Annotated in this window: 19 protein-coding genes; 14 read left to right on the top strand and 5 right to left on the bottom strand. The window is 49.7% G+C overall.

Annotated elements, in window-relative coordinates; genetic code table 11:
• The first annotated feature begins 10 nt into the window (after nt 1-10).
• Both BUA12_RS07605 and BUA12_RS07600 read left to right on the top strand, forming a co-directional pair.
• Entirely contained in the window at nt 11-718 is a 708-nt protein-coding gene (locus BUA12_RS07605; RefSeq protein WP_072709989.1) for a CpsD/CapB family tyrosine-protein kinase, read from the top strand.
• A gap of 2 nt (nt 719-720) precedes the next feature.
• A complete protein-coding gene (locus tag BUA12_RS07600; protein ID WP_072709988.1) occupies nt 721-1,524 on the top strand; it encodes a tyrosine-protein phosphatase in 804 nt (267 codons plus the stop codon).
• 45 nt (nt 1,525-1,569) lie between these two features.
• Here BUA12_RS07600 and BUA12_RS07595 read toward each other — a convergent pair whose 3' ends face one another.
• Nucleotides 1,570-3,186, bottom strand: coding sequence for an amidohydrolase (locus BUA12_RS07595; RefSeq protein WP_072709987.1), 1,617 nt, complete (start codon nt 3,184-3,186; stop codon nt 1,570-1,572).
• Nucleotides 3,186-4,619 carry a sodium:solute symporter family protein gene (locus BUA12_RS07590; protein WP_072709986.1) on the bottom strand — a complete coding sequence of 478 codons (1,434 nt, stop codon included), beginning with the start codon at nt 4,617-4,619 and terminating at the stop codon, nt 3,186-3,188. The genes BUA12_RS07595 and BUA12_RS07590 overlap by 1 nt, the downstream gene beginning before the upstream one ends.
• 289 nt (nt 4,620-4,908) lie before the next feature.
• On the opposite strand from BUA12_RS07590, the gene BUA12_RS07585 reads away from it, so the two are divergent.
• The 9 genes from BUA12_RS07585 to BUA12_RS07545 all read left to right on the top strand — a co-directional run bounded on the left by BUA12_RS07585 (nt 4,909) and on the right by BUA12_RS07545 (nt 14,001).
• Nucleotides 4,909-6,351 (top strand): aldehyde dehydrogenase family protein, encoded by a 1,443-nt coding sequence (locus BUA12_RS07585; protein ID WP_072709985.1) that lies wholly within the window; start codon nt 4,909-4,911, stop codon nt 6,349-6,351.
• A 51-nt stretch (nt 6,352-6,402) separates the two neighbouring features.
• The gene (locus BUA12_RS07580) at nt 6,403-7,491 is read left to right on the top strand and encodes a zinc-binding dehydrogenase (protein WP_072709984.1); all 1,089 of its coding nucleotides are present in this window, start codon (nt 6,403-6,405) and stop codon (nt 7,489-7,491) included.
• A 3-nt stretch (nt 7,492-7,494) separates the two neighbouring features.
• Nucleotides 7,495-7,983, top strand: coding sequence for a hypothetical protein (locus tag BUA12_RS07575; protein ID WP_072709983.1), 489 nt, complete (start codon nt 7,495-7,497; stop codon nt 7,981-7,983).
• 182 nt (nt 7,984-8,165) lie between these two features.
• Nucleotides 8,166-9,602, top strand: coding sequence for a sodium:solute symporter family protein (locus BUA12_RS07570; protein WP_245772776.1), 1,437 nt, complete (start codon nt 8,166-8,168; stop codon nt 9,600-9,602).
• A gap of 293 nt (nt 9,603-9,895) precedes the next feature.
• Nucleotides 9,896-10,903, top strand: a complete 1,008-nt coding sequence (locus BUA12_RS07565; RefSeq protein WP_072709981.1) for an LLM class flavin-dependent oxidoreductase — start codon at nt 9,896-9,898, stop codon at nt 10,901-10,903.
• A 486-nt stretch (nt 10,904-11,389) separates the two neighbouring features.
• The gene (locus BUA12_RS07560) at nt 11,390-11,821 is read left to right on the top strand and encodes a pyridoxamine 5'-phosphate oxidase family protein (protein ID WP_072709980.1); all 432 of its coding nucleotides are present in this window, start codon (nt 11,390-11,392) and stop codon (nt 11,819-11,821) included.
• A gap of 114 nt (nt 11,822-11,935) precedes the next feature.
• Complete coding sequence (locus BUA12_RS07555) at nt 11,936-12,682, top strand: sulfite exporter TauE/SafE family protein (protein ID WP_072709978.1); 747 nt, start codon at nt 11,936-11,938, stop codon at nt 12,680-12,682.
• 142 nt (nt 12,683-12,824) lie between these two features.
• On the top strand, nt 12,825-13,499 hold the full coding sequence (locus BUA12_RS07550; protein WP_072709976.1) for a hypothetical protein: 675 nt from the start codon (nt 12,825-12,827) through the stop codon (nt 13,497-13,499).
• Nucleotides 13,489-14,001 carry a hypothetical protein gene (locus BUA12_RS07545; protein ID WP_072709975.1) on the top strand — a complete coding sequence of 171 codons (513 nt, stop codon included), beginning with the start codon at nt 13,489-13,491 and terminating at the stop codon, nt 13,999-14,001. Before BUA12_RS07550 ends, BUA12_RS07545 begins: the two co-directional genes overlap by 11 nt.
• A gap of 78 nt (nt 14,002-14,079) precedes the next feature.
• Here the strand turns inward: BUA12_RS07545 and BUA12_RS07540 are convergent, their stop codons facing one another.
• Nucleotides 14,080-14,508 (bottom strand): GNAT family N-acetyltransferase, encoded by a 429-nt coding sequence (locus tag BUA12_RS07540; protein ID WP_072709973.1) that lies wholly within the window; start codon nt 14,506-14,508, stop codon nt 14,080-14,082.
• A gap of 140 nt (nt 14,509-14,648) precedes the next feature.
• Between BUA12_RS07540 and BUA12_RS07535 the strand changes: the two genes are divergently transcribed.
• Nucleotides 14,649-15,599 carry an LLM class oxidoreductase gene (locus BUA12_RS07535; protein ID WP_331463072.1) on the top strand — a complete coding sequence of 317 codons (951 nt, stop codon included), beginning with the start codon at nt 14,649-14,651 and terminating at the stop codon, nt 15,597-15,599.
• A gap of 54 nt (nt 15,600-15,653) precedes the next feature.
• Here the strand turns inward: BUA12_RS07535 and BUA12_RS07530 are convergent, their stop codons facing one another.
• The gene (locus tag BUA12_RS07530) at nt 15,654-15,836 is read right to left on the bottom strand and encodes a hypothetical protein (protein WP_143146109.1); all 183 of its coding nucleotides are present in this window, start codon (nt 15,834-15,836) and stop codon (nt 15,654-15,656) included.
• Between the two features lie 174 nt (nt 15,837-16,010).
• Here BUA12_RS07530 and BUA12_RS13045 point away from each other — a divergent pair, with 174 nt between their 5' ends.
• On the top strand, nt 16,011-19,844 hold the full coding sequence (locus tag BUA12_RS13045) for an LPXTG cell wall anchor domain-containing protein (RefSeq protein ID WP_072709968.1): 3,834 nt from the start codon (nt 16,011-16,013) through the stop codon (nt 19,842-19,844).
• A 140-nt stretch (nt 19,845-19,984) separates the two neighbouring features.
• A complete protein-coding gene (locus BUA12_RS07520) occupies nt 19,985-21,724 on the top strand; it encodes a DUF2207 domain-containing protein (protein ID WP_084670029.1) in 1,740 nt (579 codons plus the stop codon).
• A 348-nt stretch (nt 21,725-22,072) separates the two neighbouring features.
• Here the strand turns inward: BUA12_RS07520 and BUA12_RS07515 are convergent, their stop codons facing one another.
• On the bottom strand, nt 22,073-25,303 hold the full coding sequence (locus BUA12_RS07515) for a DEAD/DEAH box helicase (RefSeq protein ID WP_084670027.1): 3,231 nt from the start codon (nt 25,301-25,303) through the stop codon (nt 22,073-22,075).
• Between the last annotated feature and the right edge of the window lie 91 nt (nt 25,304-25,394).

Below are 25,394 nucleotides of genomic sequence, written 5' to 3'. Positions count from 1 at the left end.
AAATCGAATCATGTTTGGCAAAAATAAAAAACACACTTATGCCTCAGGGCCAAGAGAGCTCATCGTTGAAAAAGAACCGAAATCACCGATCAGTGAACAATTCCGGACGATCCGGACGAACATCATGTACTCGAGCATCGATAGAGAAATAAAGACAGTGGTCTTCACATCGGCATCCCCGGGTGCAGGGAAATCCACCACAGCGGCGAATCTGGCGATCGCCTACGCACAGTCCGGCAAAAGGACACTGCTGGTTGATGCCGACCTCCGACGTCCGACGACTCATTATACATTCGAAGTGGGCAATCAGCGGGGGTTGTCCACGGTGATCGTGAATGACATGCCTGCAGGAGATGTCGTGAAGCAGACCGACATTGAAAATCTGGAAATCCTGACTTCCGGCCCGATACCGCCGAACCCGTCGGAGCTTTTGTCTTCCAGGAAGATGAACCTGCTCCTCAGGACTTTCGCCATGGATTATGACATGGTCATCATCGATACGCCGCCGCTTTTAGCGGTGACGGATGCACAGGTGCTGAGCAAGGTGGTCGACGGTGTCGTACTGGTGACGAATGTCGAAGAAAACAACAAAGAACGTCTGCATGATGCGAAGACATTGCTTGAAAAAGCAGACGCAAACATCCTCGGCGTCGTGATGAACAACAAGAACATGGGAAGAAAAAAGGATGAGTATTATTACTACTACGGGACTGAGTGAAGATGATTGATGTCCACAACCATGTACTGATCGGTGTGGATGACGGGCCGCAGACGAGGGAAGAGGCGACGGCCCTCCTGAGGCAGGCAAGCGGCAGCGGAATCACCGACATCATCGCGACACCGCATCATAAATCACCCCAACACACGACGCCGTCGGACACGGTGATGGAAAAACTCCGGGAGCTCCGGGGAATCATAGAAGAAGAAGAGATTCCGATCAGGGTCCATCCCGGACAGGAAATCCGCATCAACGGTGAAATGATCGAAGAACTGGACTCGGGATATGACCTGACGTTGAACAGTACACAGTATGTGCTTGTGGAACTGCCGTTCAACGATATGCCGAATTATACGGAAAGGCTGCTCTTCGACCTTCAGATGAAAGGGTACATCCCGCTGATCGCCCATCCTGAAAGATGCAAGCCGATCATCAGGGACCCTAAGAAACTGTATGATCTGGTGGGGAAAGGTGCCATCGCGCAGGTCACCGCAACATGTGTGACGGGCGATCTGGGGGAGAACCTGAAGCAGACCAGCCTGAAGATGATCGAGAACAACCTTGCACATATCGTGGCCAGTGACGCACACAGTGCGGACACCCGGCCGTTCGCTTTGAAAGAGGCGTATGATGTCATCACTGAAGCGCTCGGTGAAGCCTATACAGAGAGGCTCAAAAATAATGCCGAAAAACTTCTGAATGATGAATCACTGACCCTGAAGATGCCGCAACCGATGGAGTCACATTACACTGATGACAGGCGGAAGCGGAAAAAGAAGAAAAAGAAATTTTTAGGGTTGTTTTAGAATATACGAAAAGGACAGGACGCTTATTTGCGTCCTGTCCTTTTTTCATCTCTTGAATACAATCCTGCCGTCCACAATCGTCATCTGCACGAGTTCGTCCGACAGTGTATTGGATGCCTTGAACGGGTTATGGCTGAGCACGACGAAATCTGCGTACTTGCTGACTTCCACACTGCCTTCGACATCATCCGTGCCATTCAGTTTCGCAGCGTCGATCGTCATCTTGCGGTATGCTTCAATCCTTGAAAGCCGCTGCTTTTTGCCGAGCACATCGCCGCTGCGTGTCTCCCTGTCGACGGCGATGCCGATGGAGTGGAGCGGTGATATGTCGGTCACCGGGCAGTCGGAATGGATGGTGAACGTCATGCCTGCATCTTCGGCCCACCTGACGGGTTCCAGGTTCTCTGCACGTTCCGGCCCCAGGAACTTCGCCTTATGCACATCCCCAAAATAGTAGATGTGGTTCATGAAGAACGAACCGCCGATGTCATTCTTCACCATCTTCTTTATATCCGCCTTGTTCACGGTCTGCAGGTGCTCCACACGGTTTTGTATGGTGGTCTTTTTATTTTCCTTCGTCTTCACGTATGCATCGATCACCGCTTCCGCCGCCTTGTCACCGTTCGCATGGGTGATGAGCGGGTAGCCGAGCTTCTGGAAATGGGTGAATAGTTCGAGCAGTTCATCGTCCGTGAACTGCGTGTCATCCGACTTCGTACCATCATAGTAATCCTCGCGGAGTGCTGCGGTATGGATCTGGATCGAACCGTCATTGAAGAACTTCGCGCCGCCGAGCGTGGCAAATCCTCCGCTCAACTCCTCCAGCTTCTCACGGATCGAGTCCCCCGTTTCGCCTTCAAATGCAGGGTCATTCAAAAGCAGCTTATAGTCGATCGCAAAGCGCGTCCTGAAGTGCTGCGGACGCTGCAGATATTCAAGCGCCGCATGCCAGTCGTTGATGCCGTTAAGTAAGCCGACGCACATTTCGGTTGCACTCGTGATGCCGCGTGACTGGTAATCCGCAATGCCGCCCTCGATATCGTTGGCAAGGTCGCTTGCATCGATTTCCGGCAGTACGGCCTTCGCCTTATCCAGTGCCGGGAATTCGAATAAAACACCATTGACCTGGCCGTTTTCATCACGCTCGAACCTGCCACCTTCCGGATCCGCATCATCCAGCCCGACCCCCATCAGCTCGAGTGCCTTCGTGTTCACAGCGCCCATATGGGCCGAGCTGTGCTGGACATAGATCGGAATCTCCGTTGATATCCTGTCCAGGTCGAAGCGGTTCGGATGACGCTTTTCTGCGAGTTCGAACTCATTGTAGCCGTACCCCCTGAGCCAGCCGTCACGGAGTATCACGTCTTGTTCCGCTTTGAATTTTTCAACCATTTCTTCAATGCTTGAGACGTTTTCAGGCGAGCAGTCCAGCTGGCGCCTGAAGTTCGAGTACATCACAAGGTGGCTGTGCGTGTCGATGAACCCGGGGGAGAGGAACTTGCCTGAGAGGTCCAGAATCCCTTCCCCCTCATCCACGCGGTAATTCTTCTGCGGTTCGATGGCCGCAATCCTTCCGTCCTTTATTTCCACTGATGATAATTCATGTGTGCCGTTGATGAGGTCAAGTACTTTCGCATTTATGATCAGCTTTACATTATCCATTAAGATCGCTCCTTCAAATTGGGATTTTCAAGTTTTTCAAAGTATGCGGCCTGCACTGTTTCACTTTCCGCATGCTGTGTCATCAGGCTGACCCCGACGAGCAGTACGAATGACACGGTGAAGCCGAACAGTGCATGGTCCATGCCGATCGGCAGGAACGGGTAGGCGAGCACGAGCACCGCGGTGCCGATCATGCTGGTGAGCAGGCCGGTCTTGGTCACGCGCTTCCAGAACATCACTGCGAGGAACGGGAACACCATGATGGTCGCCGATAACCGCAGCGCCCACTGGTAGGTGGTCGCGATGTCCTCGATCGTATATGCGAACAGACATGCCAGGGCGGTGATGATGACGACCGAAATTCTGGAGGACGCGAGCATCCTTTTCGGACTTGCATCCCTGTTGATGAAAGTCTTATATATGTCGACCGTCAAGTTGCTAGAGCCCTGCAGGATGAATGACGTCGCACCTGTCATGAGTGCCGCGAGCAGGCCGAGGAAGACGATGCCGCCGATCGGGCTCGCCATCAGTGTATCCGTCACATAGGAGAACACAAGGTCGGGATGCATGTCGAGCGGTACAAACTGGCGTGCCGCAAGGCCGATCAGGAACGGCAGGAATGCAATGACACCTGCGATGATGAAGCCGAGTGCATTCGCATTGACGGCGGTCTTTTCATCTTTGGCTGCGAAAATGCGCTGCCATGTCGACTGCCATACGAGATAGAACGGGCCGACGGATAATGCATAAAGTAGTATCTCTCCAAGGCCGTCGGGGCCTGTGAAGTTGATGTATTCAGGCGCGCTGTTTTCAAACAGCGTACCGAGTCCGCCGACATGGTTGATTGTCACGATCGCAAGTACGACGACACCGATGATGATGATCACCGACTGTATCGCATCCGTGAGGATGGTTGCAGGCAGTCCGCCGATGACGGCGAAGATCAGGATGACGATGAACGATATGAAAATGCCGACGGGCAGGCTGATGTCAAGCGTGATGTTGAATACCGTCGACATCCCCACAAGCTGCAGCGCCGTCGTCGGCACGGAATATATGAAGGCCGAGAGCACCGACGGGATGAGCCCCGCACTGCCGCCGAACCGCACCGTGAAAAGATCCGCGAGCGTGATCAGCCTCTGGCGCCTGAGCGGTCTGGCGAATCCGAGTATCAGTATCAATGAAAATACGATGGCGACGAATGCGAACTTCCAGTAGCCGGAAAGGCCGACTGTGAAGCCAAGCCCCATCCAGCCGATGAACACCGCTGCCCCGCAGAATGTGCTGATGACCGTGCCGGTGATTTTCCAGAACCCCGTGTTCCATCCGCTGATCAGGTAATCTTCATACGTATGGATCCTCCTTGAATACCAGAACGCCACCCCCAGCATGAAAATGAAATATATGATGAAATACCCGATATACCAACTCATAAATTAGCCCCTTAGAATTACAAATTTTTAATGATTCATATTATACATAAAAAGTATGATATCTGCATTCGATTTTGAAAATAAGTTGGCGGGTAGATTAATTCACAGAAATATGTCATAGCATTTTATAAGTAATGGAATCTATAAAGCATGAAAATGACTAATATGATTGAAAAACTTAATGTTTTAGAAAAATCAGATAAATTATTGACAGCGCTTACTTGTTGTAATATTATTTAAATTGGATACAATATCCTGATTAGTGAATTATCATAAAAAGGGGGACAAAATGAAATCTTTCAAGATGTTCATAGGCAACAAATGGGTGGAGAGCAGTAGTGGAAAGATGATAGAAACGAAAAACCCCGCCAACATGGAAGTTTTGGCAAAGTTTCCGAGAGCCACCGCAACAGATGTGGATAAGGCGGTACAAGCTGCAAGAGAAGCTTTCGAAGCAACAGAAGGGCGGGAAATCATACCGGCAGAAAGGTCGAGGATATTATTTAAAATCGCAAGTGTAATAAGGGAGAACAAGGATGAACTGGCTGAGCTTGAGACTTTGGATATGGGTAAACCATTGACACAGGCTTATGCGGATGTAGAAGTGGCAGCCAGGTATTTTGAATATTTTGGCGGGGCAGCGGATAAGATTCTGGGTGAGACCATACCGATCAACAGTGAGATGTTGGATTATACAGTCCGTGAGCCTTTTGGTGTGACTGCTCATATCGTTCCTTGGAATTATCCACTGCAGATGACGGCAAGGAGTGTCGCTCCAGCACTAGCAGCAGGGAATACTGTCGTCGTAAAGCCTGCAGAAGACACATCCATCACAACTTTGAAGATTGCAGAATTGATCAAGCAGACAGATCTTCCAACAGGGGTCTTCAACGTTGTGACCGGTTATGGGTATGAAGCGGGTGATGCGTTGTCGTCACACCCCGATATCGATCACATCACCTTTACCGGATCCGTTCCGACAGGCACGTCAGTGATGAAGAACGCAGCAAAGCATATCAAATCCCTGACACTCGAGCTGGGTGGCAAATCACCCAATATTGTATTTGCCGATGCAAATTTAGAGGAAGCAGCGGATTGGGTTGTACGCACTTTGATTCAAAATACGGGTCAAACATGTACTGCGGGCAGCCGGTTGCTGGTTGAGAAAAGCATCAAGGATGAGTTTCTGGAGAAAGTGACCGGAATCATGAGTCGGGTGACTATAGGGCCAGGAATTGAAGACAAGCAGATGGGGCCTGTCGTTTCTGAAAAGCAAATGGACACTCTGGTCAACTACATGAAAGTTGCCGATGAAGAAGGAACTGAAATCATCAGGGGAGGGAAGTCCATAGAGGGTATGACGAGTGGATTATTCTTTGAGCCGACTTTGGTCATTCCGAAATCCAAGGACAGCAGACTTGCACAGGAAGAGCTTTTCGGACCTGTGGTGGCAGCGTTCGAATTTGAAACACTTGAGGAAGCACTTGAACTTGCCAACTCGACAGATTATGGGCTTGTGACCGGGATTTGGACAAGCAATATCAACACAGCATTGTGGTTATCCCAAAGAGTAAGGTCGGGTCAGGTGTTCGTGAATAACTACGGTGCAGGCGGCGGTGTCGAGATGCCGTTCGGCGGCCAGGGTAAAAGTGGCTTCGGCAGGGAAAAAGGTCTTGAATCATTGAAACATTATACTCAAGTAAAGAATGTTGCCATAAAAATCAGCAGATAATTTTGACGAATTTGTAAGCGTATACAAAAATTGTGAAAAGGAGTTTTGATTATGAAAGGAAAAGTAGCTGAGATGAAGCAGCCGGAAAAAATGGAAGTTGAAAACTATGACTTACCGAGACCTGAAAAGGGTGCAATGCTGCTTAAAGTACGCAGGACTAATGTATGTGGATCTGAAATACACATATGGAAAGGCCATCACCCGACCAAGAAACAAGGGGTCCTCGGTCATGAGATGGTCGGGGAAATTGCTGAACTTGGTGAAGGGACACTGACCGATTTCAGCGGGGAAGAAATTAAAGTAGGTGATCGCATTACATCTACATATTTCCAGACATGCAGAAAATGTGCGATGTGCAGGAAAGGTGCATTCAATTTATGTGAAAATGCATATGAATTTTGGAACAAACCTGCAGCCGAAGCACCACATTTCCATGGAAGCTTTGCCTCTCATTATTACGTCCATCCGGATGTCTACTTCTATAAAGTGCCTGACAATATACCTGATAAAGTGGCGGCGAGCGCAAATTGTGCATTATCACAAGTATACTTCGGCTTGGAGAGGGCTGATTTGAAATATGGTGAATCAGTCGTGATCCAGGGCGCCGGAGGGCTGGGGCTAAATGCAGCTGCAGTGGCAAAAGAGAAAGGTGCGATAGTGATTGTAATAGACGGCGTGGCCCCACGACTAGAAAATGCCAAAAAATTCGGTGCAGACCATGTAATAGATATGAATGAATATTCCACACCGGAAGAACGTGCGGAAAGAGTGAAAGAGCTGACTGACGGTGAAGGTGCAGATGTGGGGATGGAGTTATCCGGGGTCCCGGCGGCCTTCCAGGAAGGTATCCATCTTGTGGCCAGTGGCGGGAGATATGTGAGCATCGGAAATATATCACCGGGTCAGATGACGGAGTTCGATCCCGGCCTGATGACGAGGAAGAGTATAACAATCTATCCCATAGTACGATATCATCCATGGTTCTTGAAGAAATCATTGGATTTTCTGGAACAAAATATAGAAAAATATCCTTTTGAAGACATGATCGACGGAGAATTCGATTTTAAGAATATACAGGAAGCCCTTGACCAGTCGGCAGCAAGGAAAGTGAACAGGGCCTCCATCACTTTTGAGGAATGAGTTATGGATATTAAATGTGTTGAAGCGACATTGAAAGATGATCTGGAAACGTATTATTACCCTAACCAGCTTGCAGTATGGAAGGTTACATTCAGGACACTCCTCTTTACTCGGAAAGAACTGGTCGTGACTTATGGAGACGCCGTTACTGGAAACATCGGGATTGTCGTTGACGTGCCTGATGTTTCCTCCATGGAAGCAGATGAGGCAAAAGTGATTCCAAGAGGGATTTCCGATGATGCTTTTCATGAAAAAAGCAGGGAAGCTCTGAGGAAGTACTTTATATACAAGCGGAGGGTTTGGAAGATACCGAAGATTGAATGCGATTATGTAGATTCCTTCTTTGTACCTTATCAAGTGGAAGAGAGGACCACCAAGTCGGGGGATACCAAATATTATTTGTATGAACCTTTATCCAATATGTATGAAGAGTTGAAAAAACATAAAGTAATCAAAAGTTTTGTTTTAGGGGAAGGGGAAATAAAAGTATGAACTTTCTTTTAATCGGCGGCATACTGATTCTAGGTACGTGGATAGGCGTCGCTCTCGTACTTTTCAAGACACCATTGCTGGAAGACGAAGATGATAAATAATAAACGTAGTGCGAGGGGGATAATATGAATTCTGAAATCGTTTTATATTCATGGATTTTTGTGGTTGTATTCATAGGGGGTATGATTGCATTAGGTTTTGTAGGTATGAAAAGGACTAAAGACGCTGATGATTTTGCAACTGCACGTTCAAGCTACAGCCCGTTGACGATGGCTTTGGTCATAGCTGCTGGTATTGCCAGTGGATCGACTTTCATGGGGATACCTGGTCTTGCTTACAGTATCGGGACGCCTTCACTATGGTACCCACTTTTATATCCCATAGCCACTGTTATCGGAATGATGTTCGTAGCCAAGGTGATTAAGAAGTATGGGGATAACTTCGGCACCAGGACCATTCCGGAATTCATAGGGGAAAGATACAACAGTGAATTTTTAAGGATTGCACTGAGCATCATTTCAATTTTACTTATTTTCTACGTGATATCTCAATTCGTGGCCGCCGGTACGATGTTCCAGACGATGCTGGGTGTGGAATATGGAACAGGTCTCATAATTACCGGAATAGTACTAGGAATCTATGTTTTCCTTGGCGGTTCCCATTCAGATATCATCACCGATGCAGTACAGGGTTTCCTGATGCTATGCATCGCAATGATCATCTTTGTATCATTTTTTACGGGCTTTGGGGTAGAAGGTGGTTTCAGTGGGATGATGGATGCCATTTCACAGGAGAGGCCTGAAGGCGACTTCAATTCTTTCTTCCTTCCGGGGGATATGACATATGGCGCTTTTTGGCTTGTCGCCCTGTTGTTCATCGCCCATCTACCATTTTCCATACAGCCACATTTAGGAAACAAATTCATGGCGGTGAAAGATGGTAAGGATATGAAAAAACTGCTGATGTATACGACCATATTCGCCACTTTCCTTCCAGTCATGGCCTTAGGTGGCATGCTGGGTATAGCGGTGGTCGGCGGGGATGCAGGAATACATCCCGACTCCATCATTCCAGTACTGTTCAGTGAGTTATTCCCTCCAATAATAGCAGCCTTTCTGGCTGTTGCTGTACTTTCAGCCATAATGTCGACTTCAGATGGGCTGATAGTATCACTGTCGCAAATCGTGGCCAATGATTTATTCAGAAAAACGATCGTACCGAGAATCAATATGTCTGAGATGAGGGCAGCCAACTGGGAACTGGGTCTCAGCCGGTACAGCACCATCGTCGTCATCGTATTAGCAGTGCTGTTCGCATGGAACCCGCCTGAATCTCTGGCCGTCTTCCTATGGATCGGCATCGGCGGTATAATGGCTGCAACAGCCGGACCGATCCTGATGGGGGCGCTGTGGAAGAAAGCGACGAGAACCGGTGCCATTGTATCACTCCTGGTAGGTAACGTGGTTTACTGGATAGTCTATCTGCCGATTGGCATCGGTTTCACGAATCCTTTCGGTGCCTCGGGCATTGCGGTCATGGTGAGCATTCTGGTAATGTTCGTAGTCAGTCTCATGACCGGCAACAATAAGAAAAATCAAGTGGTATCAGACAACGGTTAAACTTAAAAGAGCTCTGGATTGCAATAAATCCAGAGCTTTTGATATGGCCTCCTTTTATTTGATGGGCCTCGACCCTGATTGATGCTTCAATTGTTTATAGGCACCCGCTGAGATCATTTTAGAGTGAACTGGTCAGTGCACTCAATTTTATTGGCGGCGGATGCAGGGTATGAAAGTGGATAACGGTTATGCATAGTGGTGATGAGGCTGTTACAATCTCAATCATTTGAGCGGGCTTCCTGATAATGGTACGGTGTTCAATAGAATTGATACATGAAGGAGTATTGAAGCAAATGACGAAACGTGTACCACTCAATTTATTGGAGCTTGTTGGGATATCCGAAGGTCAGGCGGTGAGGGAAGCAATCGAAGCGGCAATGGAGAATGCTGAACTTATCGATCAGCTCGGTTTCAAACGGCTCTGGTTCGCCGAACACCATAATACGAGGAGCCTGGCATCCGCCGCAACGGCGCAGCTGATCGGCATGGCGGCGGACCGTACGGAGAACATCCGCGTCGGCTCGGGCGGCATCATGCTGCCGAACCACTCACCGCTTCAGGTGGCTGAGAATTTCGGCACGATCGCACAGATGCATCCGGACCGGGTGGATCTCGGACTCGGGCGCGCACCGGGCACGGATTCCCGCACCTCCCAGCTCATCACGCGCTCGAACAGTGATGCCCAGAACTTCGCGAACTCGATCTATGATATGATCGGCTGGTTCAGTGACGACGGCATGGGCAAGAGTGTGCCGGTCACTTCAACCGTCGGGACGGGGACGCACATACCGATTTGGGTGCTCGGCTCAAGTGTGAACGGTGCATCCATCGCCGGCCAGCTCGGTCTGCCTTACTCAATCGCAACGCACTTCACGCCGGACGACTACAAGGAGAAGATCGACATCTACCGCTCGGCATTTTCGACCGACTCACCGACCGCGCAAATCGACGCCCCTTATGTCATGGCGGGCATCAACGTCATCGTCGCACCGACGGACGAGGAGGCGGAAAAGCTGTGGACGACAAGTCAGCAGATGATTGCCGACATGCAGACCGGCAGGCAGCGCCCGCTCCAGCCACCAATGGACCCGGATGAACTTGGCACCGCGGAAGAGCGGGCCATGATGGACGGCATGTTCAGCATCAAGGCCGTCGGCTCTCCTGAAACGGTCAAGAAGCAGCTCGAAGCATTCGCAGAAGACACCGGCGCAGATGAACTGATCATCGTGACATACACCCATGACCCAGAGAAGCGGAAGCAGTCGATGGAACTGCTTGCGGATTTGTGGTTTGAGGACTGATGGAATAAAGCGCTCAATGTCCTCGAGCCACCTCTGCCACAATAGAGGCGGAGTTAAGCAGGATGCATTTCGATTATCTTCTGAATTCCGGAGGACTTAATCGATTCCGGGATTGCTTTTCGATTATCTTTCGGATTCCCAGGGGACTTAATCGATTACGGGATCGCATTTCGATTATCTCATGAATTCCAGGGGACTTAATCGATTACGGGGTCACTTTTCGATTATCTTTCGGATTCCAGGGGACTTAATCGATTCCGGGATCGCATTTCGATTATCTTTCGGATTCCAGGGGACTTAATCGATTACGGGGTCACTTTTCGATTATCTTTCGGATTCCAGGGGACTTAATCGATTACGGGGTCACTTTTCGATTATCTCATGGCTTCCAGAGGACTTAATCGGTCCAGACTATCCTCCACCCTCTCCGTACCGGATGTTTACCCTCCAGCCTTCAGTGGAATACTACGGTTGAGGTGATTTTAGATGGAACAAGAAAAAGTGATCGAAGAGATTGAAAATATACTGAATATATCACGGGTCGGCGTGATGTCGACGATTTCCGGCGAGAGGCCGAACAGCCGTTACATGATCTTCTACAACGACGGCCATACACTCTACACGAAGACGGCGAAGGATACGCTGAAAGTCGAGGAGATCGAGGCAAACCCGCACACGCATGTGCTGCTCGGTTATGAGGAGACGTCGAACGACAGCTTCCTCGAAATTGACGGCAAAGTCGAAATCGTCGAAGATCAGGAGACGCTCGACTGGTTGTGGCAGAATCAGGATAAGTCGTACTTCGATTCGAAGAGCGACCCGGATTTCACCGTTTTAAGAATAAAACCCGAATCCATCAAGGTGATGAACGACAAGGAAAATCTCGATTCACCCGAGACGGTGGATTTCACAAAATAAAGACCATGACAGTCCCGGCACGGCGCCGGGGCTTTTTTCATTTGAAAAGCCTGATGAAATCGACCGGGTTAACTGATATGATTAAAGACAAACATTATGGAAAGAAGTAATCATATGGATATACTACCTTTAATCGCAGTGCTCCTCGTCGGCATCATGGTCGGCTTCATCAACATCATCTCCGCCGGCGGATCGATGCTGACGCTGCCGCTGCTGATCTTCTTCGGGCTGCCGTCGACGGTTGCGAACGGGACGAACAGGATTGCGATCATGTTCCAGAACATCTTCGCGATGTACCAGTTCCACAAGAACGGCCATCTGAACTGGAAGCTCGGGCTCGCCCTGTCGGTGCCGACGACGATCGCCTCGATCTACGGGGCGCAGCTTGCCGTGGACATCGCCGACAGCACCTTCGACAACCTGCTCGCGACATTCATGATCATCTTCGCAGTGCTCCTGATCATCAAGCCGCAGCGGTTCATCAAAGGGAAGTTCAATATTAAGACATCCCTGATACTGCTGTTCATCGCCTTCATCTTCATCGGTATATACGGCGGCGCCCTGCAGGCAGGGGTCGGGTTCTTCATCATGCTGACGCTGCTGGCACTCGTGCCGAAGATACCGATGGCGGAGATGCACGGACTCAAAGTGCTCGTCGTCACGATCTACATATCCATCTCCACATTCGTCTTCATAGCGAACGACCTCATCAGCTGGGATTTTGCGATCGCCTTATCCATCGGCTCGGCCACCGGCGGATTCCTCGGCGGCAAATATGCAAGCATCATGCCGGACAAGCTGCTTGAGAAGCTTCTGATCACCGCCATCATATTCTTTGCCGTGCTGCTGCTGGTAAGATAAATAAAAATGACAAGCGCCGTAAGTGTTTTAGTTCGAAAGTTGATATTAAGACTGATACATCTATGCTGAGGGAGCCATCCTTGAACACTTTTAGAGTCTTGGGTTTCAAGTGGCAAATAAGAGTAAGGAAGGAGGTTCTATAATGTATTCTTTATTAGATATACTTGTTTGCTTTCTCATTGGTATAGGATTGATTTTCTTGTTTAAATTACAGAGAGAAATTTCTCCTGGTACTTATTTCGCTACAAGTGGGATTCTTTCTGAAATTGAAGATGAACAACCTGATAGAAGGGCAATCCTTATTAGAATATGTATAATTATATTGTATGGTGTAGCTTTAGGCTTTTTCATAGATAGCTCTGAACTTATCGTTTATGGAATGACTTTGGGTACTTTTCTTATTGTGTGGCCAGTTTTTATAAATGATGAGAATATTAAACCCAAATTTTTGAAACACAAATTTTTACTTCGTGCTTTTCTGCTGGTATTTATTTTGATAACATTCTTTTCTGCGAAGCTTTCTGTCATTATATATAATTTGGTTCAAGAAATAGCTTGGGTTTACTTCAATAATTTTGATAGTGAGCGAATGATAGGAATTATAGGAGATTCGCTCTTCTGGTTAATTCTAGTGATAGGCTTTAGATGGTTTTATAATTATATACAGAACCGATTATCGGAAAAGGTCAGCTTTACTCAGTCCCAAGATTACAATGAAGCTGAAGAATATGAAATGGAATACGAAGAAGATGATGATGATGAATTGGAAGAATACGCATATGAACTAGCTGAGGAAGAGAGGATAGATGATAGATAAGCTTGAGTACTATAAGCATAAGATATTAATTAATAAAGCATTTATTGATAAAAGATTATCGTTAATCGATAAGTACTCGAAAATGAATGAAATAAACAGAGAAGAATTATATGGAATACTATTAATAGAACATATCAATCGTGGAAAGCTATTAACAAAAATAATAGAAAGATGTGCGGTTAAATTTCTTATATCCAAGGCTGTTCAATTAGATTTGAGCTTAGGTATAGGCCAAATTAAAATAAGCACTGCTAGATTATATTGTCGTGATAAAGATAATAAAGCCATGGCCAAAGAATTATTGAAAGACGAATTTAATATTAATGTAGCAGCTCAGATAATTTGTGATTATCACACAAAATTTGATGAACAGAACCAATTACTTGGTTTGGTTAAATATTATACAATGGGGGATATTACCCATAAAAGTAATAGGAATATTATATTATATTACAAGCTTTTGCGATGGATTATTAAAGAAGGTTTGATAGAAAAGAATTAATGAAATTTACTACTATAATAAAAATGACAAGCGCCGTAAGTGTCGAGTCCACTTCACCGGTGCTTGTCATTTTTATGCTTACGGCGTGAGTTCCATATCGATATGGTCGTGCCCGGCGATATCGTATTCTTCGGAAATGGCCGTGAAGCCGAAGGATTTATAGAAGTCTGTCAGGTAGGACATCGCCGTGATGCGGATGACTTTACCCGGATGCCTTTCCTTCGCAAGTTCCACACCGTAGCGGAAAATCTCCCTGCCGAAACCCTCACCCCTGAATTCAGGGTTCACGATCACACGGCCTATGTACACATGATCGGTCTCTTCCATCCGGCAGTAGGCTTTGATGGTGCCGTCCTTTTTATGGAAAACGTGGATCGCGCCCTGGTCGCGGCCGTCGATATCCCGGAAGAAACTCTCCTGCTCCATGATGAAGATGTCCTGCCTCAAACCTAAAATTTCCTCTAACTCATCAAGCTCCAATTCATCATACTGCTTCACATACCACATACAATGACCTCCGTTAATGAAATTAGCATAAATCCAGTTTAACATATTCCCACCCTGATGATATGAATTTTATGCATCTGTATACATACAGACCATGTTACGATGGTTTCATGAATAAACTGCACAGGAGCTGAATTAATGTGACGAGACGGGATATGAAGCATCAATTTGAAAATCATAAAGGCTTCCAGAACGCATTCGGGCAGGGGAGGATGACGCTCGGGCTCGCTTTCCCGCTGGAAGGCTACAGGAAGAGTGTGCCGGAAATGGACATGGAGACTCAGATTAAAAGGGCGCGTCTTGCGGAAGACTATGGATTCACCGCATTGTGGGCGCGTGACATCCCGCTGAATGACACGGTCAATTTCGGCGATGCCGGTCAGATGTATGACCCGTGGATATTCCAGAGTCATATCGCGGCACATACGAGTGAGGTCGCGCTCGGCATGGGGAGCATCATCACCACGTTCAGGCATCCGCTCGACATCGCGAAATACGCAGCCTCCCTGGACCGGATTTCAGGGTCGAGGCTGCTGCTCGGGCTTGCGACCGGGGACAGGCCGATCGAGTTCGATGCATATAAAGTGGATCAATCGGTGCGGGCGGAAATCTTCAGGGAGACGCTGGAGGTCGTCAGACGGCTTTGGAGAGAAGACGAGCCACGGATCTCCACCGGGCGGGTGGATATGTGGACAGGCGACATGCTGCCGAAGCCTGCACTGCGGCGCATCCCGACATTCGTCACCGGCAGCAGCGGACAGACACACGAATGGATCGCACAAAACGGCGACGGCTGGATGACCTACCCGAGGGCCCGGGACATGCAGGACATCTTCATCCGGAGGTGGCGCAGCGGGAGCGAAATATACAAGCCGTTCATACAGTCGCTGTCACTGGACCTTCATGAAGACCCCGATCATGAGCCGGAACATCTCCATCTCGGGCTCAGGATGGGCATCAATCATTTGAAGCAACATCTGCAGACACTCGAAGACATGGGCATCGACCATGTCATGATCGGTACAAAGTTTTCAAGACGGCCGGTGGATGAAGTGATACAGGAAATTGGGGAAGAAATCATCAAAGCGTAAATCAGACGCTGCATTTGAAACATATCAAATGCAGCGTCTGATTATATTTTCTAATTATTCAACTTTTTTCCGGTTGTTCATGATCAACAGAATGATGATGGCACCGATCCCTAAAAGGAATGATATCAGGAAGCCCGTCGTCTGGAGGGCAGGAACGTAGAAGTACATGACAAGAAACCCTGCCGCGGCAATCAGCAACAGTGTAAGGCTTAAGTTCAGAACCGTTTTTGTACTCATTTTCATGGCCTCCCCCCGGAAAGTGACCTCACTGTACATTTAAACGTTTCCGGGCAGATTAAACATACGAATGCCAGCTAAATGTTACAAACATATTAAATTTAGTAAATTCCAACAATTTTATATATAAAACGACTACAATGAAATGGTACAAATTTTTAATGGAGGTCAACTATGAAATACAAAAATCGTTTAATTGTTCCCACACTGGTTTCCACAGGTCTGCTGGCATCGACGATCGCGGTCAGTGCAGAAGAAATGGAGCATGAGGAACAGCATCTGCAGCAAGATACGCAAGAATATGCAATGGATGATGAGACATCAGCAACGGATTTGGATTTTATCGAAGAAGATGAAGACGAAGAAGCACCTCCGGAAGACAGCGATGAAGACGAAGAGACTGAAGATGAGTCGGAAGACTCTGATGAAGAGTATGAATCAGCCACAGAAGATGATGAAGAAAATATAGAAGAGACAGAAGACATAGAAGAAGATCCCGAAGCTCAGGATGACGGCACTGTCGTAGACGAAACAACTGAAGCGGATGAAGATCCGGAAGCAGAGGTGGAAGCGACGGACGACGAGGAAACAGCCATCGAAGAAGCGGAAGAGGACGCAGACGAAATTTCTGATACGGAAGCTGAAGAAATCGAAGATGAAGCAACTGAAGCGGATGAAGATCCGGAAGAAGAGGTGGAAGCACCAGAAGTCGATGAAACAGTCGAGGAAGAAGTGGAAGAGGACGCAGCTGAAACTGCAGAGCCTGAATCTGAAGAACTCGCTTCTGATGAAGAACAGGGCATAGAGTCCGAAGAAGCCACTGAAGAGATCGTTGAAGAAGTTCCTGCAGAAACTGAAGCTGAGGAGGCAACAGCCGACGACTCAGTTGATGAAACTGACGAAGAACAAGAACCGGCATCCGATAGTGTCATTGAAGCAGAGGGTGCTGTCGATGTCGAAGAAGCCCCGGTTGAGGAAGCAGAAGACATGGTTCCTGAAGCAGATGAGGAAATCCCTGAACCTGCAGAAGAACCTGAAGAAGTGAATGAAGTGGAAGAGATCTCTTCTGAAGAAGACACTGTACAGGAAGAAGCTCCGGCAGAAGATGAGACGGAAGCTGAAGAATCTACATATGAATATGATTCTGAATCCCTGCAGCAGGAACTTGAAGATCTTTCTGAAGAAGAGCGTGCAGCATTTTTAGAAGAAAATGCAGATGACATTGAAGTCGATGCGGAGACGATGAATGAACTGACGGATGCACTGGCACAGGACTACGGCATCGAAGCTGAAGCTGCTGAGGTTTTTTCGGCGAGCACGATGAGCACGATGTCAATGTCGCAGGCGATTGACGATATCAATGCATATATCGCGGTGAACAACTTTGAAGTCGCGCCGATCCAGTACAATATATTAGACCACCTGCCGCAATATGCTTACCACTCCAATTACGGCTGGGAGCCTGAAAATGGGGAAGTCGGCAAACCGGAAGGTGTCGTACTGCATGACGTCGGTAATGACACGTCCACCATCCATGGTGAAATCAGCTATATGTCTGAAAACTGGGAGAACGCATTCGTCCATGCCTTCGTGGATGCGGATCATATCATCCAGATAGCGGATACGGATTATCTTGTATACGGGGGCGGCCCGGTGTCCAACCAGCTGCATATGCATGTGGAACTGGTGAGGCATGACAACGCCCATGACTTTGCGCGTTCAATCAACAACTATGCAGATTACATTGCGAACCTGCTTTATAAATACAAGCTCCCAGTAGTGAGTGCGGAAGATACGGGAGAAGGCACCCTCTGGTCCCACGCTGCAGTGTCCGAACACCTTGGCGGCACGAACTCACCCGATCCGTATGAATACTTTGCACGTTTCGGTTATGAATACAATGATGTCATCGATCTGATCGGTGAACGTTATGACGACATGTACCATCACCGCACTGCGCCAAGCATAACCATGCCGATCGAGGAAGGCACAACCGATGTTCTAGCTCAGGTTAATGAAAGCAACAGAGGCTTGTATGCAAGCGTCACCGATGTCAGGACTTCGGATGCAGGAGACCTTGCAGGCCAGACATTCCATGTGGACAGAACCGCCACATACAACTATGACGATTACTACCTGCTTGAAAATGAAGACGGCGTGGCACTCGGCTGGATGCATGAAGGCGATCTTTTGATCTCAGATTATGTTCCGGAACCGGAGGAAGATGAAGAAGAACCGACAGAACCGGAAGATGATTCCGAAGACGACGTGGAAGATGGTTATGATGAAGAGGCCGAAGATGCTGAAGATGATTCAGAAGATGACGTTGAAGACGATTCCGACGAGGATTCCGAAGATACTGAGGATGATACTGAAGACGACGTGGAAGACGGTTCCGACGAGGATTCCGAGGAAACAGAAGATGAATTAGAAAACGACGTTGAAGACGGTTCTGATGAAGACTCCGAAGATACAGAAGATGATTCAGAAGATGACGTGGAAGATGATTCCGACGAAGACTCTGAAGATACTGAGGATGAACCAGAAGACGACGTGGAAGACGGTTCCGACGAAGACTCCGAAGATGCTGAAGATGACGTAGAAGACGACGTGGAAGACGATTCCGATGAAGAGTCCGAGGATACTGAAGATGAATCAGAGGATGACGTTGAAGACGGTTCTGATGAAGACTCCGAAGATACTGAGGATGATTCAGAAGACGACGTTGAAGACGGTTCCGACGAAGACTCCGAAGATACTGAGGATGATTCAGAAGACGACGTGGAAGACGGTTCCGACGAAGAGTCCGAAGATACAGAAGATGATTCAGAAGACGACGTGGAAGACGGTTCCGATGAAGAGTCCGAAGATACTGAAAATGAATCAGGAGATGACGTTGAAGACGGCTCTGATGAGGAGTCCGAAGACACTGAAGAAGAATCAGAAGATGACATAGAAGACGGTTCCGAAGCAGATTCCGAAGACACAGATGAAGAGCCTGAAGACGAAGTCGAAGACGGCTTTGATGAGGAGTCCGGAGACACTGACGAAGAGCCAGAAGATGAAGTAGAAGACGGTTCCGATGAAGATTCCGAAGACACAGACGAAGAGCCGGAAGACGAAATTGAAGACGATTCCGATGAGGACTCCGAAGAAACAGAAGAAGAGCCAGAAGATGAAATAGAAGACGATTCCGATGAGGAGTCTGAAGACACTGACGAAGAGCAAGAAGATGAAGTAGAAGACGGCTCCGATGAAGACTCCGAGGACACAGATGAAGAACCTGAAGATGAAGATGGTTCTGATGACGCGTCCGATGCGGAGACTGAAGGCGACGTTTCCGATGAAGATGAAAGCACGGCCGACACTGAAACCATTGATGACGGGGAAGTTTATTCCGCCCTCGAAGATCCTGAAACTGGCGTGAGGATCGTCAGTGCGTCTGACGAACTTGATGACAAGTCACTGGTGGTGACGGTGCTCGGCGCGTCTGAAGCAATCAGTGCCGATCATGACCTGTACGACATCCAGATCCTCAACGAGGACGGTTCGCTGTACAGCCTGGAGAACCCGGTCACGGTCTACCTGCCGGCTGACGGCTATGTCTCCAACGTCTATTACCTGGGTGATATCGGTGAGACGCTTGAAGCGGTCGATTTCACCACAGAAGACGGCTACGCCGTGTTTGAAGTATCCGACTTCAGCCAGTATGCGGTGGTTTACGGTGACGCTGGCGCGGACAACACGACAGCAACCCCGGTTTATGTCAATAAAGGAACTGTGGGCGCTGAAACGTCAACTGAATCTGCATCTGAAGAGACAGGTGGAGAGGCAGCCCCAGCTGATGAGGCGGCAGAACAGGTTGACCCTGAAAAGCAGGAGGAATCAGAAACTGAAATGCTGCCGGACACAGGTGTGGCGCAGCAGAGTACGACGATATTCGCTACAATCCTTGCCGCACTCGGCCTCGGCTTCCTTGTGAAGAGAAGAAAACCGACAGGGAAATAATGATTGAAGGAACCCTCCAGGGCATAAGCTCCGGAGGGTTGATTTTATGAAAATCTGTATTTAGCGGTTATCTTTTAAAAGATTCTCTTATTTCATGGTAAAATTACCATTGAAGGTACATATCACGAAAGGGGTAAATCATGAAATATATTATGGGGATGATGTTCACGACCGCTCTCGTATTGATGCTCAGTGTGAACGCTCAGGCCAACGAGATCACGAACATGCAGATGGATGTCGAAATCAATGAGGATGGTTCGGTGACGGTCACGGAGACGCGCGAGGCGGATATGTCCGAGGGCACGGAAAATTACATGGTGTTCGAAGATGACGATATGGGCGAAGTCGAGGTCACGGATTTCTCCGTCGAGGGGTTCACTGAGGAAGAGGACTGGGACCTCGATGCCGGCCTTGAAGAGAAGGCCGGGCGGTACGGCGTGGTCGATACCGATGACGGCACCGAACTTGTCTGGGGCATCGGCGAGTATGGCGAGCAGACGTATGTCGTGAACTATACTCTGGAGAATGCCGTGCGCAATCTGGAGGACGGACAGTCGCTGTACTGGAACTTCGATACGTTCACCGAACTGCCGACGGATAATTTTGTGATGGAAGTGACGTCGGACGTCCCGCTGAATGATGACGACATCCGCTTCTGGGGCTTCGGCTTCGAAGGGGATATCGTTGCGGTGGATGACGGCATCCGCTGGACCGCAGGCGAGACGTTGTCGAGCGGCAATGATGCCGTCCTGCTCATGCATTTTCCCGAAGGGACGTATGATACGGATGCCACGGGCGAGGGTACTTTGGAGGAAGAGGCGGCAGCGGCCATGGACGGCTCGATCTACGATGACGGCAGCATGAGCGGCGGGGCGATCGCCGCCATCCTCGCACCGATCGCTGCGGCCATCGCTGCTTTGATCGCCTTCTTCACCCAATATACGAAACGGCAGGCGCGGGGCGGACATATTGATTCAGGTGCTTCGATTAAAAAGAGGAATAAAGGGCAGGAAACCGGGAGTCCGCCTGAAATCGATGATTACGCCGGGCTTGCATATGTACTGAAGCACTTGAACATGGGGTACTTTGAAGATATCTTCCAGGCGTACTTGATGAAGTGGACGGATGAAGGCAGGATTTCGATTGAAATCGACCGGAAGGAAGGCCAGAAGCTCGAGAAGGGGACGCCCGAAATCATCATCCATGACTATAAGAAAGCGATGGAAGGTTATTCATATTCATTCAAGGAAGTGAGCGACCACCTGAAGGATAATGACCTGGAAGGCAGCTATGAACCGCTGCTGTGGCGCATGCTGCTCGATGCGGCGGACGAGCGGGGCTTTATTGATGAAAAGTCTTTAAGGAAATGGGCGAGGAAAAATGCGAAGTCAGTCGGCACGGTCGCGGATGAAATCGTCGAGTATTCGAAGCGCTGGCTCGAGGCGCACGGCTACTTCAATTTCAAGAAAGATAAAGTATGGGGTGTCGCAGTGCCGATCGAATCGCCGACTGAAAAAGGCGGGATGCTGCTCGATCAGCTTTCGCAATACAAGAATTATCTGAACGCGGATCCAAGGCGCATTTATGAAGATGAGGGCACTTACAGGACCCACATCATCTGGAGCATACTCGTCGGAGAAGGCGACGACGTCAGGAAACATCTGTCGAAACTGACACCGGAAGAGGAGGGGAATGAACTCTATCCGCAAGTGATGCATTATTATTACGGACCACTCCTCGCATCCCAGAGCTGGTCGAAAGGCCTCGGCCATGGCGGCTTCAACTCAGCCAACTCTTCAGCCGCTTCAGGCGGCGGAGGATCAACCGGCATGGGCGGAGGCGCCGGTGCCGGAGGCGGTGGTGGCGGCGGCGCCCGCTAGAATTGATGAAAATAAAAAGCGCCTGGACTCTTGTGAGCTCCAGGCGCTTTTTATTTTGTCTCTACCGCTCACTGGGAACGCTGAATGAGCGCTAGAGTCCGCCCATCGCTCACTGGGAACGGTGAATGAGCGATAGAGGCCACCTGTCGCTCACTGGGAAAGCTGAACGAGCGGTAGACCCCGCCTATCGCTCACTGGGTTAGTTGAATGAGCGCTAGAGTCCGCCTGTCGCTCACTGGGCCAGTTGAATGAGCGCTAGAGGCCGCCTGTCGCTCACTGGGAAAGCTGAATGAGCGCTAGCCCACCCCCATCGGCCAAGTGAAATCTGATTCCGCCGCCAGCCCATCCCTATATCGACAGTATCTCGCGGATATCCTCCTCCGACATGGAGGAGAGCTGCATTTCGCCGGGCTGGATGATGCTGTCGATCATTTCCTTCTTCTCCTGCTGCATGGCGTTGATCTTCTCCTCGATCGTGCCCTGCGCAATCATCCGGATGACCTGGACCACATTTTTCTGTCCCATCCGGTGGGCGCGCCCGATGGCCTGCTCCTCGATCGCCGGATTCCACCACAAATCGTACAGCACCACCGTATCGGCGCCGGTCAGATTCAGCCCCGTGCCGCCGGCCTTCAGCGAAATCAGGAATATATCCCCGCCGCCTTCATTGAACGCCTCAACGAGGCGCACCCGTTCGCCGCCCGGCGTCTGCCCGTCGAGATAATAACTCTGCCGCCCGGCCGCATCGAGCTGCTCCCGGATGATCTTCAGCATGCTCGGGAATTGGGAAAATATCAGCATCCGCTGCCCGTTGGCCTGCGCATTTTCGATGATCTCCAACAGCGCATCAAGCTTGCCGGACCCGCCGGCATAATCATCCACGAACAATGAAGGGTGGCAGCACAGCTGCCGGAGGCGCGTCAGCCCGGCCAGAATCTTCAGCCGGCCCTTATGCAGCCCTTCCGTTGCCAGCGATTCCGCCGCCTCCGCCTGAATCTTGTTCAAATAGGCGAGGTACAGCTTCTTCTGGTCTTTATTCATCTCGGAATAATGCACGGTCTCGATTCTTTCCGGCAGCTCGGTCAGCACATCTTCCTTGAGCCTTCTGAGAATAAAGGGCTTGATCAGCCGTGCAATCGTCCCTGCTTCCTGACTCCGGAACGTCTTCTGGTCGAATAAAAACCCCGGCATCACCGCCTGGAACACTGCCCATAATTCATCCATCGAATTCTCAACCGGCGTCCCGGACAAAGCAAACCGCTTCGGCGCCGTAATCTGCCTCACGGCCTGCGCAATCTTGGTCCGGTAGTTCTTGATCGCCTGGGCTTCATCCAAAATCAGCGTATGGAACGTGCGCGCCTCGTACCATTCGATATCCTGGCGCAGAGTATGGTAGGAGGTGATGTAGACATCCGGCACGTCGCCTTCAAGCACTTCACGTCTTTCATTCCGCGCACCGGCCGCTATCGCCACACGCAGATCCGGTGCGAAATTCGAGACTTCGTTCCGCCAGTTATAGACGAGCGACGCGGGCGCGACGATCAGGAAGGGCGCATCCGCACCCTCATCGATCTCCGACAATATATACGTGATGCACTGGATGGTCTTGCCGAGCCCCATATCATCGGCCAAAATGCCGCCGAGGCCGTACCTTGACAGTGACTTCATCCATTTGAAGCCGGTCTCCTGATAATCCCTCAAATCCGCATCCAGGCCCGCAGGCAGCGCAACCGGACGCGCTTCCGGGTGCCTCAACGCTTCGATGAATCGCCTGAAATTATCACCGAACGCCGGCGTATTGAACTCGAGGCCCGCCATCCGGTCTTCAACAAGCATGCCGTGATGGAGGGGGAGGGTCATCGTGCCATCGCCATTGACGGTGGATTTATCCGCAAGCGACCGGTGGACCCCGGCGACTTCAGCGAGGCTCTCATCATCCAGCGATACGAAGGCACCGCCCGGCAGACGGACATATTTCTTCTTCTCCCTGACTGCCTCGAGGACTGCCGAGATCTCATCCTGACCGATGCCTTCGAAGTTGAAGCTCACTTCCAGGAAGTTCCCGCCCGGCGCATCCACTTCCACCGTACCTTTCGGTGCTTCAGGGAGTATCATCGATTTCACGGCAGATGCGGTGTAGATTTCAGCGAGTCCTTCAAGCACCGGCAGCGTCTCATGCAGGAATTCGAATATCTCGTCTTCATGATCCGCATGCAGCCGGCCGTGGCTCACTTTGAGGCCCGAATTTTCCAGTATCGCCATGATGTGCGCTTCACGCTCACCATCGCGGATCAGTATTTTATCTTCAGCATCATAATTTTCCGTAGTCCCCGTGAAAGGGTTGATGATGACATCACCGTAATGGTACTCGATATGCACCGCGAGGCTGTAATCCGTGCCGTCCACATAAATGCGGGCGTCTAGATCAGGGTCCGCCACGTTTTCGGATATCTGCTCAGCCATCTTCACTTCACTGATTTTCTCAAGCTTCGGCAGCGTGCCGGAGATGAAGGTGCCGATCTGATCCGTGGATATCGGAATATCGGGTGAAGTGCCTTCCTCCAAATATTCCGTGAACGGCTGCAGCGCCCGGTTCTGGGCGTCCGTCAATTTATGAAGCACACCGTCCGCTGCATACCAGCCGTACGTATCGTAATGAAAACCGCCGGCATGATCGACGATCTTCAGGACGTAATCCTCATCCTCCGCCGCATCGAGGGCGAAAGCGAACGGCAGATCCCCGGTGCCGATCTTCACCCGGCCGTAGGTCAAATCTTCATTTTCAAATTTGCAGTCGACATGCTGGAGCTTCAAGATCAAATCATCTGCGGCATTCGCAGGGAGGAGCATCTCTTTCCCTTTCTTCCGCGCAGGTCTGATATCTGCGCTGTTCTCATAAAAGATTTCCGTCCGCCTGATCTCAAGCAGTTTATCGATCACCGCCCGGTCCGCCGGCGAGAAATGGTGGAACTCCGGATCGAATGTGAAATTCTTCCCGAACATGAGGGCATTGTTGTGCGTGACCGCATGCAGGAAATCGCGTATATCCTTCACGACATACAGCCGCTCCTCACCGATGCGCATCTGGATGTTGAACGTCTCCTTCAGCCGGAAATAGTACCCCGGCATGAACGTCCTGAGCGTGAATTCCACCTTGAGCAGGCCCTGTCCGCCGGGCGACCCCTGCGCCTCTGTCTGGATCCCGTTGAAGAACCGCATCAGGTTGGCAGCAGGGTTGTATTTCGGGGCTCCGGTCCTTTTATCGGCCACGGGACGGGGCTCACGCGCACCATCCTCCGCCGCGACCTGTGCATGTGACACCGCAAACAGCACGGCGCAAGTATGCTTGCACTTGTTGCTCGCGGGATACGCCGGACAGTCACAGTAGCTGCTGACGAACGTGGTATGGACCACGATGTGCACATTGTAATCACGGCTCCCCGTGACCACCGCCCGCCATGTATCCGTCCCGGCATCATGCCTCAGGCCCTTCACCCGGCCCTCCACATAGTACATCCTGCCCTTTTTATAAACCCTCTCCGTATGCAGATACCGGATGAAATTCTCAGTCACTTGCATGTCACACACCCCGTTCTAAAATAGTCGTCACGCCTTAAGCCACTACACCATTAGATGCTTTTTATAATAAAAACCACGATCCCTTAATGAT

Origin of the sequence: Lacicoccus alkaliphilus DSM 16010, from assembly GCF_900142805.1 — a bacterium.
Taxonomy (GTDB): Bacteria; Bacillota; Bacilli; order Staphylococcales; family Salinicoccaceae; genus Lacicoccus; species Lacicoccus alkaliphilus.
This window is presented reverse-complemented; position numbering and strand designations above follow the sequence as displayed.

Coding starts and splice junctions, on each gene's coding strand:
- BUA12_RS07605 (WP_072709989.1), top strand. CDS start 11: ATGTTTGGCAAAAATAAAAAACACACTTATGCCTCAGGGCCAAGAGAG.
- BUA12_RS07600 (WP_072709988.1), top strand. CDS start 721: ATGATTGATGTCCACAACCATGTACTGATCGGTGTGGATGACGGGCCG.
- BUA12_RS07595 (WP_072709987.1), bottom strand. CDS start 3,186: ATGGATAATGTAAAGCTGATCATAAATGCGAAAGTACTTGACCTCATC.
- BUA12_RS07590 (WP_072709986.1), bottom strand. CDS start 4,619: ATGAGTTGGTATATCGGGTATTTCATCATATATTTCATTTTCATGCTG.
- BUA12_RS07585 (WP_072709985.1), top strand. CDS start 4,909: ATGAAATCTTTCAAGATGTTCATAGGCAACAAATGGGTGGAGAGCAGT.
- BUA12_RS07580 (WP_072709984.1), top strand. CDS start 6,403: ATGAAAGGAAAAGTAGCTGAGATGAAGCAGCCGGAAAAAATGGAAGTT.
- BUA12_RS07575 (WP_072709983.1), top strand. CDS start 7,495: ATGGATATTAAATGTGTTGAAGCGACATTGAAAGATGATCTGGAAACG.
- BUA12_RS07570 (WP_245772776.1), top strand. CDS start 8,166: ATGATTGCATTAGGTTTTGTAGGTATGAAAAGGACTAAAGACGCTGAT.
- BUA12_RS07565 (WP_072709981.1), top strand. CDS start 9,896: ATGACGAAACGTGTACCACTCAATTTATTGGAGCTTGTTGGGATATCC.
- BUA12_RS07560 (WP_072709980.1), top strand. CDS start 11,390: ATGGAACAAGAAAAAGTGATCGAAGAGATTGAAAATATACTGAATATA.
- BUA12_RS07555 (WP_072709978.1), top strand. CDS start 11,936: ATGGATATACTACCTTTAATCGCAGTGCTCCTCGTCGGCATCATGGTC.
- BUA12_RS07550 (WP_072709976.1), top strand. CDS start 12,825: ATGTATTCTTTATTAGATATACTTGTTTGCTTTCTCATTGGTATAGGA.
- BUA12_RS07545 (WP_072709975.1), top strand. CDS start 13,489: ATGATAGATAAGCTTGAGTACTATAAGCATAAGATATTAATTAATAAA.
- BUA12_RS07540 (WP_072709973.1), bottom strand. CDS start 14,508: ATGTGGTATGTGAAGCAGTATGATGAATTGGAGCTTGATGAGTTAGAG.
- BUA12_RS07530 (WP_143146109.1), bottom strand. CDS start 15,836: ATGAGTACAAAAACGGTTCTGAACTTAAGCCTTACACTGTTGCTGATT.
- BUA12_RS13045 (WP_072709968.1), top strand. CDS start 16,011: ATGAAATACAAAAATCGTTTAATTGTTCCCACACTGGTTTCCACAGGT.
- BUA12_RS07520 (WP_084670029.1), top strand. CDS start 19,985: ATGAAATATATTATGGGGATGATGTTCACGACCGCTCTCGTATTGATG.
- BUA12_RS07515 (WP_084670027.1), bottom strand. CDS start 25,303: ATGCAAGTGACTGAGAATTTCATCCGGTATCTGCATACGGAGAGGGTT.